Origin of the sequence: Enterobacter dykesii, from assembly GCF_008364625.2 — a bacterium.
In the GTDB taxonomy this organism is placed as follows: domain Bacteria; phylum Pseudomonadota; class Gammaproteobacteria; order Enterobacterales; family Enterobacteriaceae; genus Enterobacter; species Enterobacter dykesii.
Genome location: NZ_CP126604.1, coordinates 3,696,491 through 3,710,053, shown reverse-complemented (window position 1 = coordinate 3,710,053; position 13,563 = coordinate 3,696,491). Strand labels below are relative to the sequence as shown.

Genomic DNA, 13,563 nt, shown 5'->3' with positions numbered 1-13,563 from the left:
ATGGATATTCTGGAAGGCCATAACAAGTTTTACGTCAATGATGCGAACGGCAACCAGGTTGCGGAGATTGTCTTCGTGCCGACCGGCGAGCACCTGAGCATTATCGAGCACACCGACGTGGATGAGAGCCTGAAAGGGCAGGGCGTCGGTAAACAGCTGGTGGCGAAAGTGGTGGAGAAGATGCGCGGTGAGAACCGCAAAATTATCCCGCTGTGCCCGTTCGCGAAGCATGAGTTTGATAAAACGCGGGAATATGACGATATTCGGGCGTAAATAACACCGGCGATGGCCGGTGTTTTTTTATCTTACCTGCTCAAACAGCAATACCATCGCGATCAGCACCATTATCCCTCCCGACGCCCTGCTCACCAGACGCGCTGCCTGTGGCCGGGTCGCCAGTACCGCTTTCGAACCATACCCCACCAGCATATAGACCAGCGTACAGGTGATAAGGTGCATCACGCCAAGCGCGGACATCTGCATCGCTATCGACCAGCTTCCGGTCGGGTCGGTAAACTGCGGAAGCAGCGCCAAAAACAGCAAAAAAACTTTCGGGTTAAGGCCACTAATGCAGAGCCCTTTCACCGCCCACTGTTTCCAGTTTCCCGCGTAGTGGCTGGCCTTTTCCGGGGCGGCCGGATGACGCAGCAACGTTATGCCAAGCCACAGGAGATACGCGGCCCCCGCGACGGTCAGCCCGGTTAACGCCAGCGGATGTTGAGCAATCACTACGCCCACGCCAGCCACCACAATCAGCGTGGCTAACAGATGCCCGGACATTAACCCCATCACCGCCGGTACCACGCGTCGCCCGTTAATCCCGGCGCTAATGGCGTAGGCCCAGTCGGCGCCCGGCGTCATGATAAGCAGAAAAGAAACCACCCAAAAGCCGGCCACAATACTCATTTCCATCGTCCTGAAAACTCCCGCAGTGCGTCAAACGTTGAGAAAAAGAATATCGCTAACCCTGCGAAATAGGCTTTCAATGTTATGCTCATAACACCGTGAAAATGAGAAAATCTTCCACATGGATAGCATCGATCGAAAAATTCTTGCTGAGCTACAGTCTGATGGCCGTTTATCCCTTACCGAGCTGGCGGAAAGAGTGAATCTGAGCCTCTCGCCGTGCCATCGTCGCGTGCGGGCGCTGGAGCAAAGCGGGGCGATTACGGGATACCGTGCCAGCCTCGACCCCGCCAAAATGGGATTCAACTTCCTGGCGATAGTGTTTGCGACGCTGAAGGAGGGTGACAGAAAGGCGGTTAGCGCGTTTGAAGCGGCGGTGGAGGAAATTCCGCAGATCGTGCTGGCACAGCGTCTGTTTGGCGATCCCGATTATCTGATGCACGTCGTGACCCGCGACCTCTCCGCTTTCCAGAAGCTCTATGACGAGAAGCTCTCCGCCATGCCCGGCGTGCAGCATCTTCGATCTACGCTTGTCATGAAAACGGTCGTGCAGGACAGGCCTTTTCCGCTGGAATCCGCAGGGCGAGACTGAGAGTCATGCCCGGCAGAACGCCGGGCATGAAAGGGAGTTAGCCGACAAACATCACCGACACGCACAGCACGCCGACGATCAGCGTTAGCAGGTTGCCAATGGAACGGTACGGTTTTAGCGAGGGGATCAGATACGTCGACAGCGTCGGCATGATAAACAGGATCATGGCGATAAGCGGGCCGCTGATGGCGTAAATCATCGAAATGGCGTTCGGGTTAATGCAGCAGACGGCAAAGGTGATTAACGACACCCCCATAATGGAAATCGCGCGGTTAAAGGCGCGGCTCTTTTTCACGCCCACCTGATTGAGCGACGACTTCACGATCTCCGTCGCCCCTTCAATCACCCCAAAATAGGTGCCGAGGAACGATTTCGACATCGCAATAATCGCCACGATAATCCCGGAAATGCCCAGCCACGCCGGTGAAGAAGGCATCATCGACAGCGCGGACAGGATCGTTACCCCTTGCTCTTTGGCGGCCACAATATACGACGGCGGAATTGAGAGCAGGCAGCTGAAGACAAAGAACAGCACGCTCAGGCAGATGATCAGGTACGCCATCTTCATGATTTTCTTGCATTTATCCATGGCGCCGTCGGCAAACTTCTCGCGACGGTCAACGGCAAACGTTGAGATAATCGGGGTATGGCTGAAAGCAAACACCATCACCGGAATCGAAATCCAGACCTGGTGCAGCGTATGGCGATCGAACGCCATCTGGCTGGTCAGCAGCGAGGGTTGCCAGCTGCCGATCAGATAGAGCGAGACAAACAGAAAATAGGCAATCAGCGGAAACACCAGGAAGCCCATCACTTTTATCGTGATATGGCGCCCCATCAGGAAGATCAGATTCAGGACCAGCACCACCCCCAGGCTGACCAGCACGCGAACGGCGGTATCCACCGTCAGGTGTTTCGCCAGCTGCTCTGTTAACGAGTTGGTGATGGCCACCGCATAAATCTGCACCACCACAAAGAAGGCGATGAAATAGAGCGTGGTGATCAGATTGCCAATCTTCCTGCCGTAGTAGTGCGAAACGGCGCCGGTGATCCCTTCGTTGCCTTTTGTTTTCGACGACAGGATAAATTGCGCCAGCGCTTTGTGCGGCCAGTAGGTTAAGGGGTAGGCCACGAGGGCGGTAATAAACAGGACGATAGCGCCTGCGGATCCCAGCTGAATGGGTAAAAACAGCGTCCCTGCACCCACGGCAGTGCCGTAGAGAGCGAAACTCCAGAGAGTCTCATCTTTTGACCAAATTTTCGACATTAGAGCAACGTATCAACTATCAAACCATCGGAATGGAGTGCAATTTACCATAGTTATGCACGGAGAGCGCAGTTGCTTCGACGGAGTTTGGCCGGAACGGGCGTCCGGCCAGAGGCGGTTTAGCCTGCCAGGGCGCGCCGTTGCTGGCGACGCTTAAGAAATTTCTCGCGAAGGCAATCGTATGCCCAGTTATAGAACATGGTGTACGGCAGGAAGAACAGGAAGAAACCTATTTCCAGCGTGAATGCCTGAAGCAGGGTAACGCCCAGCACGGCGGCGACAATCGACACGCCAATCACGATAAACCCGCATTCGAACCCCAGCGCATGCAGCGCACGCACTTTTGCGGTACGTTTGACGCGCTGAACGGGCCAGAAACGGTCGAAGCCGAAGTTATAAATAATGTTCCACAGCATGGCGGTGGTGGCCAGAATAATGGTCAGCCCACCCATCTCCACCACGGAACGCTGCATGAGCCACGCCGCCGTAGGGGCGAGGATCGCCGTCGCAATCCCTTCAAAACAGACAGCATGAAAGATCCGCTCCGGTAGTTTACGTTGGAGTGCATCCTGATATTGCATAGTCATAGACCTCATTAATTCGCCGGTATGGGCGTTGATGTGGCCTATTTTTTATCGCTAAAGCTGATATATTAAAGATGGTATCCATCGCTAAAGTAGATAGGTTATGCGCTATTCACCCGAAGCCCTTAAGGCGTTTGTCGAGACCGTTGCGGCGGGCTCTTTTTCCGCTGCCGCGCGAAGGCTGCGTAAAAGCCAGTCGACGATCAGTACGTCGATTGCCAATCTTGAAGCCGATCTGGGTTTCGAGCTGTTTGACCGCTCGGCGCGCCAGCCGGTGTTAACGGTGCAGGGAGAACAGGTGCTGGGCTACGTGCAGGCCATCCTGGCCGCCAGCACGCGGCTGGACGAGCTGGCGGTGTCGCTAACGGCGCAAACGGAGGCGCGTTTGACGTTTGTCCTTTCCGATACCCTCAACCCGGACGTGCTGGAAGAGATGATGAAACAGTTTGACGCGCGTTTTCCCCATACGGAATTCGAATGTCTGATTGGTGAGGAGGAGGACGTGATCGATCTGCTGCAAAAGGAGCGAGCGCAGATTGGCCTGACGGAAGCGCGAGACAGTTATCCTACGGATATTGGCGTCACCCGGTTGCCGATGCAGACCCGCATGGCGATCTACGTCGCGACCACGCATCCGCTGGCCGGACAACATGACGTTCAGCATGATGAGCTGCACGGCTGGCGGGAGCTGCGGCTCAGCACCTATCTTGAGCGCGAGGCTGAGATCGCGCGCGGGCCCGTCTGGTCAGCGCCGAATTACCTGTTACTCTTGAGTATGGCGGTACAGGGATTTGGCTGGTGCGTGCTGCCGTGCGCGCTGGTGGATGAATTTGCCGCCGCGAAATCCCTGGTACAGCTCAATGTTCCCGGCTGGCCGCGGGCGATCGGCATCGATCTGCTGTGGAATAAACGATCCCCTCCCGGCGTTGCCGGAAGCTGGCTGCGGCAGTATCTGCAGGATGCGCGCTGATCCTTGTGATTAAACTCACTATTTTTAAACAATTAAGATAATTGCCAGTAACAATCCTCTACTATCGTCATGTCATTTAACACAGAGGTCGTGATGAAAGATGTCGTAATAGTGGGTGCGTTGCGTACAGCTATCGGCTGTTTTCAGGGATCGCTCGCGCGTCACTCGGCGGTAGACCTGGGCAGCGTAGTGGTAAAAGCGCTGGTGGAACGCAGCGGGATCGCAGCACATGAAGTTGATGAGGTGATCCTGGGACAGGTCCTCACGGCCGGTGCCGGGCAAAACCCTGCGCGTCAGGCGGCGCTGAAGGGCGGGCTGCCCAATACCGTTTCAGCCATCACCATCAACGACGTCTGCGGTTCAGGATTAAAAGCGCTGCATCTCGCGACGCAGGCCATTCAGTGTGGTGAAGCGGATGTGATCATCGCGGGCGGGCAGGAAAATATGAGCCGCGCGCCGCACGTGTTGACCGACAGCCGGACCGGCGCACAGCTGGGCAACAGTCAGCTGCTCGACAGTCTGGTGCATGACGGGCTGTGGGATGCGTTCAATGACTATCATATGGGCGTGACGGCGGAAAACCTGGCGCGCGAGTACGGCATCAGCCGTGAGGTGCAGGATGCCTATGCGCTAAGCTCGCAGCAAAAAGCGCGCGCGGCGATTGATTCCGGTCGTTTTCGCGACGAAATTGTCCCGGTCAGCACGCAGCGTCAGAGCGGCGAGCGTATCCTCGTTGATACCGATGAACAGCCCCGTACCGACGCCAGTGCCGAAGGCCTGGCGAGACTGAACCCCGCGTTTGAAATGCAGGGCTCGGTGACGGCGGGAAATGCCTCTTCCATTAACGACGGCGCTGCCGCCGTGATGATGATGAGCGAAAGTAAAGCCCTTGAACTCGATCTTCCCGTCCTGGCCCGCATTAAAGCATTCGCTAGCGTAGGGGTCGATCCTGCGTTAATGGGGATCGCACCGGTCTACGCGACCCGCCGCTGTCTGGAGCGCGCGGGATGGCAGCTTTCGGATGTGGATCTGATCGAAGTGAACGAAGCCTATGCCGCGCAGGCGATCTCCGTCGGAAAAATGCTGGAGTGGGATCCGCTGCGGGTCAACGTTAACGGCGGCGCGATCGCGCTGGGTCATCCTATCGGTGCGTCCGGCTGCCGGATCCTGGTTTCGCTGGTCCACGAAATGAAGAAGCGCAATGCCCGCAAAGGGATTGCCACGCTCTGTATAGGCGGCGGGCAAGGGGTGGCGCTGGCCATCGAACGCTAACTTCTCCTTATTGAAAATGACCTCCTTCGGGAGGTTTTTTTTCGCCTTCTTTTTCTCCCAGCGGCTTAAATGTGATCCGAACATCATTTTCGTTATAAACAAAAATAAAAATGAAACGTTGTTTTAAATATAATTGAAAAGCCCACTTTATGCCGATAGTATGTGCTTATTATGAAAAACGGAACGCTGTTTCGTTTATTTCCGCCTTAGGGCATGACCACATCTGGAGGTTACCGTGGACGTCAGAGAAAGCATCCACAGTGCGCACGCCAAAACGCTGGATACTCAGGGGCTGCGCAATGCATTTTTAGTCGAGCAGGTATTCGAGGCCGACAGGTACACCATGGTTTACAGCCATATCGATCGCATTATTGTGGGCGGGATTATGCCCGTCACGAAAAGCGTCTCCGTGGGCGGTGAGGTCGGTAAACAGCTGGGCGTGAGCTACTTCCTGGAGCGTCGCGAGCTGGGGGTGATTAACATCGGCGGGCCGGGCACCATCACCGTAGATGGAAAGTGCTATGAGATTGGCCATCGTGAGGCGTTGTACGTGGGTAAAGGGGCGAAAGACGTAGACTTTGCCAGCATCGACGGCAGCAGGCCCGCGAAGTTTTACTACAACTGCGCGCCGGCTCACTCCACCTACCCAACCAAAAAAGTGACCACCGCAGACGTCGCACCCGTGACGCTGGGCGATAACCTCACCAGCAACCGCCGCACCATCAATAAATACTTCGTGCCGGACGTGCTTGAGACCTGTCAGCTCAGCATGGGATTGACCGAGCTGGCACCGGGCAACCTGTGGAACACCATGCCGTGCCATACCCACGAGCGCCGCATGGAAGTCTACTTCTACTTCAATATGGATGAGGACGCCTGCGTGTTCCACATGATGGGACAGCCGCAGGAAACGCGCCATATCGTGATGCACAACGAGCAGGCGGTGATTTCACCGAGCTGGTCCATTCACTCCGGCGTAGGGACGAAAGCCTACACCTTTATCTGGGGAATGGTGGGTGAAAACCAGGTCTTCGATGATATGGACCATATTGCGGTCAGCGATCTGCGCTAGTCGCGGGCGGTGAAGCATAAACCTGCCTGTGAGTGACAGGCTCTGAAAGAGTAAGGAATAAACATGATTCTGGATGCATTCTCTCTGCAGGGAAAAGTGGCTGTGGTTTCCGGGTGCGACACCGGGCTGGGTCAGGGGATGGCGTTAGGCCTGGCGGAAGCGGGCTGCGATATCGTCGGAATTAATATCGTTGAACCGACTGAAACCATCGAACGCGTGACGGCCCTGGGCCGCCGTTTCCTGAGCCTGACCGCTGACCTGCGTAAAATCGATGCCATTCCTGAACTGCTGGACCGCGCGGTGGCTGAATTCGGACATATCGACATTCTGGTGAACAACGCCGGGCTGATCCGCCGCGAAGACGCCATCAGCTTCAGCGAGCGCGACTGGGACGACGTGATGGATTTGAACATCAAGAGCGTATTTTTCATGTCCCAGGCGGCGGCGAAGCATTTTATTGCGCAGGGGAAAGGCGGCAAAATCATCAATATTGCCTCTATGCTCTCGTTTCAGGGCGGCATCCGCGTGCCGTCGTACACCGCGTCCAAAAGCGCCGTAATGGGCGTGACCCGCCTGCTGGCAAACGAATGGGCGAAACATAACATCAACGTGAATGCGATTGCGCCGGGCTACATGGCGACGAACAACACGCAGCAGCTGCGTGCGGACGAGCAGCGTAGCGCGGAAATCCTCGACCGCATCCCGGCGGGACGCTGGGGGCTGCCGAGCGATCTAATGGGGCCGATTGTCTTCCTGGCCTCCTCCGCATCGGATTACATCAACGGCTACACCGTGGCTGTAGACGGTGGCTGGCTGGCGCGTTAATTCCACCCGTATTAAGAACCTCTGCCTGTGGGCGGAGGTTTTTTTGCGCAATAATTGGCTTAGTCCATATCGATAAAGATGAAAAATCCATACTAAAAAATCACAAATGACGGCAATCACACTTTTATTGCTTAAATATTAACTGATTAGTAAAAATGCGTGATTATTCGACACGAGTTGAAATTGTAATGTCCATCACAGAACCGCATGCCGTAGCGGAATAATCCATAACTTCGCGATTTCCGGCCTGACACTTTTCCTCGCTTTCTCGTAATTTCAGTTAACGAATTTTGCTGTTGAGGCAGGAAAAATATGACATCGATAAATGACTCTACCCTAATGCCCGCTGCGCTGCGCGATACTCGCCGCATGAACCAGTTTGTCTCCATTGCCGCCGCCGTGGCGGGCCTGTTATTTGGACTGGATATCGGCGTCATTGCCGGCGCGTTACCGTTTATTACCGATCACTTTACCCTCAGCAGTCGCCTGCAGGAGTGGGTGGTGAGCAGCATGATGCTCGGCGCGGCCATTGGCGCGCTGTTCAACGGCTGGCTGTCGTTCCGTCTGGGGCGCAAATACAGCCTGATGGTCGGGGCGATTCTGTTCGTTGCCGGCTCCATTGGCTCGGCGTTTGCCGCTAACGTTGAAATCCTGCTGCTCTCCCGCGTGCTGCTGGGCGTGGCGGTGGGGATTGCGTCCTACACCGCGCCGCTTTATCTCTCCGAAATGGCGAGCGAAAACGTGCGCGGCAAGATGATCAGCATGTATCAGCTGATGGTCACGCTGGGTATTGTGCTGGCGTTCCTGTCTGATACCTACTTCAGCTACAGCGGCAACTGGCGCGCGATGCTGGGCGTGCTGGCCTTACCGGCGCTGGTACTGATCGTCCTGGTGATTTTCCTGCCAAACAGTCCGCGCTGGCTGGCGCAAAAAGGGCGTCACGTGGAGGCAGAAGAGGTCCTGCGCATGCTGCGCGATACCTCGGAAAAAGCGCGCGAAGAGCTGAACGAAATCCGCGAAAGCCTGAAGCTAAAGCAGGGCGGCTGGGCGCTGTTTAAGATCAACCGCAACGTGCGCCGCGCGGTCTTCCTCGGCATGCTGCTGCAGGCGATGCAGCAGTTCACCGGCATGAACATCATCATGTACTACGCGCCGCGCATTTTCAAAATGGCCGGATTCACCACCACGGAACAGCAGATGATCGCGACTCTGGTGGTCGGGCTGACCTTCATGTTCGCCACCTTTATTGCGGTATTCACCGTGGACAAAGCCGGGCGTAAACCGGCGCTGAAAATTGGCTTCAGCGTGATGGCGCTCGGCACGCTGATTCTCGGCTACTGCCTGATGCAGTTTGATAACGGCACGGCCTCAAGCGGACTCTCCTGGCTTTCTGTCGGGATGACCATGATGTGTATCGCAGGTTACGCGATGAGCGCCGCGCCCGTGGTGTGGATCCTGTGCTCCGAAATTCAGCCGCTCAAATGCCGTGACTTTGGCATCACCTGTTCCACGACCACCAACTGGGTGTCGAACATGATCATCGGCGCGACGTTCCTGACGCTGCTGGACGCGATTGGCGCAGCGGGAACCTTCTGGCTCTATACGGTGCTGAACGTAGCGTTTATTGGCGTCACGTTCTGGCTGATCCCGGAAACCAAAGGCGTGACGCTGGAACACATCGAGCGCAAGCTGATGGCTGGCGAGAAACTGCGGAACATCGGTGTGTGATTGTATTGCCTGTTTACGTATCCTAACGTATGCAGAAGCTAACCGATTTTTGTTTAAAAAGGCGCTGAATAAAGCGCCTTTTTTTATGTACTTCGGTTGTGTTACAAAAGGAACAAAGATAAGGAGGGATGATGAAAACGATCGGCCTGTTAGGTGGAATGAGCTGGGAATCGACAATCCCTTATTACCGCCTGATTAATGAAGGGGTAAAGCAGCGTCTTGGCGGTCTGCACTCCGCCAGCCTGCTGCTGCACAGCGTTGATTTCCATGAAATCGAAGCCTGCCAGTCGAGCGGTGAGTGGGATAAAGCCGGGGAGATCCTGGCCCAGGCGGCGCTGGGGCTGGAGCGCGCCGGCGCCGAGGGTATCGTGCTTTGTACCAATACCATGCACAAAGTGGCGTCGCATATTGAGGACCGCTGCGCGCTGCCGTTTCTGCATATCGCGGACGCAACCGGGCGTGCGATTGCGGCATCCGGGATGCGCCGCGTAGCCCTGCTGGGCACACGCTACACCATGGAACAGGATTTTTATCGCGGGCGTTTGCACAGTGAATTTGTGATCGAGAGCCTGATCCCGGATGAAGAAGATCGGGCGCGCATCAATCAGATTATCTTTGACGAGCTCTGCCTGGGTACCTTCAGCGAATCTTCCCGCGCGTATTACGTCAGCGTAATTGAAAAGCTGGCGCAGCAGGGGGCAGAAGGCGTGATCTTCGGCTGCACCGAGATTGGCCTGCTGGTGCCGGCCGATCGAAGCCCCGTCCCGGTATTTGATACCACCGCCATCCATGCCGCGGATGCCGTGGCGTTTATGCTGTCATGAGGGGTTTTGCAGGTCAGGTAAACGAAGCGCCACCTGACGCGCGTGCTCCATTAAGTGTTCGGTGAAAGCGTCCACCAGCGCGGAAGCCGGACGGTGCAGCGGGCGGATCAGGCTCACGGTGAACGGGACGGAAACGCTAAAGCGGCGGATGACGATCCCGCTTCCGGCATAGTCCAGCGCCGTGAGCGGATTCACCACCGCGACGCCGACGCCCGCACGCACCATCGCGCAAATCGAAGCCGCGCTGTGCGTTTCCACCACCATTCGCCGTTTGACCTGATGCTCGGCAAATAGCGTATCCAGCAGCTGTCTGTAACTGTCGGTCTGCGACAGGCTAATGTAGTTTTCCCCGTGGAAATCCTCTGGCGTGAGCAACGCCTTACCGGCAAGCGGATGCCCGGCGGGCAGAACGCACACTTCATCTAACGAGATCAGCTCCGTGCGCGCCGTTCCCGCTGGCGTGGAAAGGGTTTCGGTTAGCCCTAAATCATGGCGCTGGGCCGAAAGCCACTCTTCAAGCAGAGGTGATTCCTGAGGCACGATAGTGAGGCTGACCTCCGGGTATCGGGCCAGAAAGGGCTGCAGCAGCATCGGCAAAAAGGATTGCGAAAAGACGGGCAGGCAGACGATCGACAGCTCGCCCTGGCGAAACTCGCGCAGGCTTTCCGCAGCACTCACTATTCTGTCCAGTCCGTACCAGGAGCGCTGAACTTCCTCGAACAGGCGTAACCCCTGCACCGTCGGGTGAAGCCTGCCCCGGGTACGCTCGAACAGCTTCAGCCCCAGCACTTTCTCGAAGCGGGCCAGCTCGCGGCTCACCGTCGGCTGCGAGGTATGCAGCATCTGTGCGGCTTCGGTGAGATTGCCGGTGGTCATCACGGCGTGAAAAATCTCGATATGGCGTAAATTGACGGCGGGCATAGGGCACCTGAAAGCAGAGAACTGTCCATATCATTTTTGCATAGACTTGCGATAAAACGATATTTTTTATTCTCTTCGCGCTGTGGCGTAATCATCAAAACGCATTTACCCGGAGAAGACCATGCCACGCCCGCTGAACCAGACTGATACCGATTTGAACGCCGACAACCTGCTGCGCCTGCCCGCCGAGTTTGGCTGCCCGGTGTGGGTCTACGACGCGCAGATCGTTCGCGAGAAGATCGCCGCCCTGCATCAGTTTGACGTGGTGCGTTTTGCCCAGAAGGCATGCTCCAATATTCATATTCTGCGCCTGATGCGTGAGCTGGGCGTGAAGGTCGATTCCGTCTCGCTTGGCGAAATCGAGCGTGCGCTGGCGGCCGGATTCGATCCGAAAGCCGACGGCGACGCGATCGTCTTCACCGCCGATGTGATCGACGATGCGACGCTTGCGCGCGTCCACGAGCTGCAGATCCCGGTGAATGCCGGTTCTGTGGATATGCTGGAGCAGCTGGGTCAGGTTTCTTTCGGCCATCGCGTCTGGCTGCGCGTGAATCCGGGCTTTGGTCATGGTCACAGCCAAAAAACCAATACCGGCGGCGAAAACAGCAAGCACGGGATCTGGTATGCCGATATGCCTGCCGCGCTGGAGGTATTACAGCGCTACGGCCTGAAGCTGGTGGGTATTCATATGCATATTGGCTCTGGCGTGGATTACGGCCACCTGGAGCAGGTGTGCGGCGCGATGGTGCGCCAGGTTGTCGACTTTGGCCAGGATCTTGAGGCGATCTCAGCCGGCGGCGGTCTCTCCATTCCTTATCGCGAAGGCGAAGAGGCGATCGATACCGATCACTACTACGGTCTGTGGAGCGCCGCGCGTGACCAAATCGCCGCGCATCTGGGCCACTCGGTGAAGCTGGAAATTGAGCCGGGTCGTTTCCTGGTGGCGGAAGCCGGCGTGCTGGTTTCACAGGTGCGCAGCGTGAAAGAGATGGGGTCTCGCCACTTCGTATTGATTGACGCAGGTTTTAACGACCTGATGCGTCCGTCCATGTACGGCAGCTATCACCACATTACCGCCCTGGCCGCCGACGGCCGTGATTTAACTCAGGCGCCGCGGGTTGAGACGGTCGTTGCGGGCCCGCTGTGCGAATCGGGTGATGTGTTTACCCAGCAGGAAGGCGGCAAAGTGGAGACCCGCGCGCTGCCAGAGGTCAAACCGGGTGATTATCTTGTGCTGCATGATACCGGTGCCTACGGGGCGTCGATGTCATCTAACTACAACAGCCGCCCGCTGCTGCCGGAAGTGCTGTTTGATAACGGCAAGGCACGGCTGATCCGTCGTCGTCAGACCATTCAGGAACTGCTGGCTTTAGAACTCATCTGATGAAAGTACGGCCCCGTTGTGACCGAATCGCGTAACACCAGCGTGCCGGTAAACGGCGGGATGGCATCGACCGGCTGGTTTTTTGCCAGCCGGATCGCCTGATCGATGGCCGTGACAATCATATTGTCGATGGGCAGATAAACCGATGAGAGCGCAGGCTCCAGCCATTTCGCGCTTGGGGCATCGTCAAAGCCGAACAGTGAAATATCCTGCGGAATTTTAAGCCCTGCCTGGTGTAACGCTTTGGACGCACCCAGCGCCATATCGTCGTTACAGGCAAACAAGGCGCTAAACGGCACTCCGTCGGCAATCAACTCCTTGCACAGCTCGTATCCCCGCGTCATTCCCGCATCGCCGTACTTTATCCGACGCTCGTCCAGGCGAATGCCGTGCTTTTCCAGCGCTTTACGGTAGCCCATCAGCCGCGCTTTCCCGGTTGGGGTATGGATCGGAACGGTGATACAGGCGATCTCCCGATGGCCCTGGGCGATCAGGTAATCCACGGCCTTAAACGCGGCATCCTGCTGTTCGAAAAACACGCAGCGATCCGGCGCCTGGCTCACTTCGCGGTTAATGACCACCAGCGGCGTTTTCACGGTATTCATCAGTTTGACGATCGCTTTTTCGCTCATATAGCGCGTGTAAAGCACGATGGCATCGCACTGGCGATCGGCCAGCATCTGCACCGCCTGTTCTTCCTGTTCCGGCGCGTCGTGACCGTCGGTGACGATCAGCTGTTTCCCGTGAGTTTCCGTCTGCCGCGACGCCTGCTGGAGAAGACGACCAAAGTAAAAGCCGTCGAAGGTCGAGACGACCAGGCCAATGCTGTTGCTGGTCTGGTTAGCCAGTGAACGCGCGAGAAAGTTCGGGCGATAGCCCAGCTCTTCCATCGCAGCAAAGACCTGCTGACGCGTACTCTCTTTAACCTGACCTGTGCCGTTCAGCACGCGCGAGACGGTAGCCTTCGACACGCCCGCACGCAGTGAGACATCCAGCATTGTTGCCATTCTACATTCCTGCTTCCACGTAATGATTTGCAGTTTAACACAGACCTCACGGCGTATAAGCGATGCGGGAAGCGCAAAACTTCTGCCACGATCACGCTTTTTGGTCACGATTCGTCTGGCCTGCGTGAAGTAAAACGAAATAGTCTGACTCTGGTAAAATAATCGCCGAACCGAGCTGGGGCGACAGGCCAGCAAAACATGAGAAAACGCA

The 13,563-nt window shown here is 56.5% G+C and carries 14 protein-coding genes; 9 read left to right on the top strand and 5 right to left on the bottom strand.

Annotation, left to right across the window (positions count from 1 at the left end; all coding sequences use genetic code 11):
• Complete coding sequence (locus tag F0320_RS17590; protein WP_008499687.1) at window positions 1-273, top strand: GNAT family N-acetyltransferase; 273 nt, start codon at window positions 1-3, stop codon at window positions 271-273.
• A gap of 27 nt (window positions 274-300) precedes the next feature.
• On the opposite strand, the gene F0320_RS17585 is transcribed toward F0320_RS17590, so the two are convergent.
• Window positions 301-912 carry a LysE family translocator gene (locus F0320_RS17585; protein ID WP_126329690.1) on the bottom strand — a complete coding sequence of 204 codons (612 nt, stop codon included), beginning with the start codon at window positions 910-912 and terminating at the stop codon, window positions 301-303.
• A 115-nt stretch (window positions 913-1,027) separates the two neighbouring features.
• On the opposite strand from F0320_RS17585, the gene F0320_RS17580 reads away from it, so the two are divergent.
• Window positions 1,028-1,498 (top strand): Lrp/AsnC family transcriptional regulator, encoded by a 471-nt coding sequence (locus tag F0320_RS17580; RefSeq protein WP_023309067.1) that lies wholly within the window; start codon window positions 1,028-1,030, stop codon window positions 1,496-1,498.
• Between the two features lie 37 nt (window positions 1,499-1,535).
• Here F0320_RS17580 and F0320_RS17575 read toward each other — a convergent pair whose 3' ends face one another.
• Both F0320_RS17575 and F0320_RS17570 read right to left on the bottom strand, forming a co-directional pair.
• Window positions 1,536-2,765: an amino acid permease gene (locus F0320_RS17575; RefSeq protein ID WP_126329688.1), complete on the bottom strand. Its 1,230-nt coding sequence runs from the start codon at window positions 2,763-2,765 to the stop codon at window positions 1,536-1,538.
• 119 nt (window positions 2,766-2,884) lie between these two features.
• Window positions 2,885-3,346: a multidrug/biocide efflux PACE transporter gene (locus F0320_RS17570; protein ID WP_126329755.1), complete on the bottom strand. Its 462-nt coding sequence runs from the start codon at window positions 3,344-3,346 to the stop codon at window positions 2,885-2,887.
• Between the two features lie 106 nt (window positions 3,347-3,452).
• Between F0320_RS17570 and F0320_RS17565 the strand changes: the two genes are divergently transcribed.
• The 6 genes from F0320_RS17565 (at window position 3,453) to F0320_RS17540 (ending at window position 10,040) form a co-directional block, all read left to right on the top strand.
• On the top strand, window positions 3,453-4,319 hold the full coding sequence (locus F0320_RS17565; RefSeq protein WP_047650217.1) for a LysR family transcriptional regulator: 867 nt from the start codon (window positions 3,453-3,455) through the stop codon (window positions 4,317-4,319).
• A gap of 93 nt (window positions 4,320-4,412) precedes the next feature.
• A complete protein-coding gene (locus F0320_RS17560) occupies window positions 4,413-5,591 on the top strand; it encodes an acetyl-CoA C-acetyltransferase (protein WP_047650218.1) in 1,179 nt (392 codons plus the stop codon).
• A 235-nt stretch (window positions 5,592-5,826) separates the two neighbouring features.
• A complete protein-coding gene (gene kduI / locus F0320_RS17555; protein ID WP_126329686.1) occupies window positions 5,827-6,663 on the top strand; it encodes a 5-dehydro-4-deoxy-D-glucuronate isomerase in 837 nt (278 codons plus the stop codon).
• A 63-nt stretch (window positions 6,664-6,726) separates the two neighbouring features.
• On the top strand, window positions 6,727-7,488 hold the full coding sequence (gene kduD, locus F0320_RS17550) for a 2-dehydro-3-deoxy-D-gluconate 5-dehydrogenase KduD (protein ID WP_047650220.1): 762 nt from the start codon (window positions 6,727-6,729) through the stop codon (window positions 7,486-7,488).
• 312 nt (window positions 7,489-7,800) lie between these two features.
• Window positions 7,801-9,216, top strand: coding sequence for an arabinose-proton symporter AraE (gene araE / locus F0320_RS17545; protein ID WP_032660200.1), 1,416 nt, complete (start codon window positions 7,801-7,803; stop codon window positions 9,214-9,216).
• 131 nt (window positions 9,217-9,347) lie between these two features.
• Window positions 9,348-10,040 carry an aspartate/glutamate racemase gene (locus F0320_RS17540; RefSeq protein WP_126329753.1) on the top strand — a complete coding sequence of 231 codons (693 nt, stop codon included), beginning with the start codon at window positions 9,348-9,350 and terminating at the stop codon, window positions 10,038-10,040.
• Here F0320_RS17540 and F0320_RS17535 read toward each other — a convergent pair.
• Window positions 10,035-10,961, bottom strand: coding sequence for a LysR family transcriptional regulator (locus F0320_RS17535; protein WP_126329684.1), 927 nt, complete (start codon window positions 10,959-10,961; stop codon window positions 10,035-10,037). The two genes, F0320_RS17540 and F0320_RS17535, sit on opposite strands and share 6 nt — an antisense overlap.
• Window positions 10,962-11,082: 121 nt before the next feature.
• On the opposite strand from F0320_RS17535, the gene lysA reads away from it, so the two are divergent.
• Window positions 11,083-12,345 carry a diaminopimelate decarboxylase gene (gene lysA / locus F0320_RS17530; RefSeq protein WP_126329682.1) on the top strand — a complete coding sequence of 421 codons (1,263 nt, stop codon included), beginning with the start codon at window positions 11,083-11,085 and terminating at the stop codon, window positions 12,343-12,345.
• Here the strand turns inward: lysA and F0320_RS17525 are convergent.
• On the bottom strand, window positions 12,315-13,352 hold the full coding sequence (locus F0320_RS17525) for a LacI family DNA-binding transcriptional regulator (protein WP_033146449.1): 1,038 nt from the start codon (window positions 13,350-13,352) through the stop codon (window positions 12,315-12,317). The two genes, lysA and F0320_RS17525, sit on opposite strands and share 31 nt — an antisense overlap.
• Between the last annotated feature and the right edge of the window lie 211 nt (window positions 13,353-13,563).

Coding starts and splice junctions, on each gene's coding strand:
- F0320_RS17590 (WP_008499687.1), top strand. CDS start 1: ATGGATATTCTGGAAGGCCATAACAAGTTTTACGTCAATGATGCGAAC.
- F0320_RS17585 (WP_126329690.1), bottom strand. CDS start 912: ATGGAAATGAGTATTGTGGCCGGCTTTTGGGTGGTTTCTTTTCTGCTT.
- F0320_RS17580 (WP_023309067.1), top strand. CDS start 1,028: ATGGATAGCATCGATCGAAAAATTCTTGCTGAGCTACAGTCTGATGGC.
- F0320_RS17575 (WP_126329688.1), bottom strand. CDS start 2,765: ATGTCGAAAATTTGGTCAAAAGATGAGACTCTCTGGAGTTTCGCTCTC.
- F0320_RS17570 (WP_126329755.1), bottom strand. CDS start 3,346: ATGCAATATCAGGATGCACTCCAACGTAAACTACCGGAGCGGATCTTT.
- F0320_RS17565 (WP_047650217.1), top strand. CDS start 3,453: ATGCGCTATTCACCCGAAGCCCTTAAGGCGTTTGTCGAGACCGTTGCG.
- F0320_RS17560 (WP_047650218.1), top strand. CDS start 4,413: ATGAAAGATGTCGTAATAGTGGGTGCGTTGCGTACAGCTATCGGCTGT.
- kduD (WP_047650220.1), top strand. CDS start 6,727: ATGATTCTGGATGCATTCTCTCTGCAGGGAAAAGTGGCTGTGGTTTCC.
- araE (WP_032660200.1), top strand. CDS start 7,801: ATGACATCGATAAATGACTCTACCCTAATGCCCGCTGCGCTGCGCGAT.
- F0320_RS17540 (WP_126329753.1), top strand. CDS start 9,348: ATGAAAACGATCGGCCTGTTAGGTGGAATGAGCTGGGAATCGACAATC.
- F0320_RS17535 (WP_126329684.1), bottom strand. CDS start 10,961: ATGCCCGCCGTCAATTTACGCCATATCGAGATTTTTCACGCCGTGATG.
- lysA (WP_126329682.1), top strand. CDS start 11,083: ATGCCACGCCCGCTGAACCAGACTGATACCGATTTGAACGCCGACAAC.
- F0320_RS17525 (WP_033146449.1), bottom strand. CDS start 13,352: ATGGCAACAATGCTGGATGTCTCACTGCGTGCGGGCGTGTCGAAGGCT.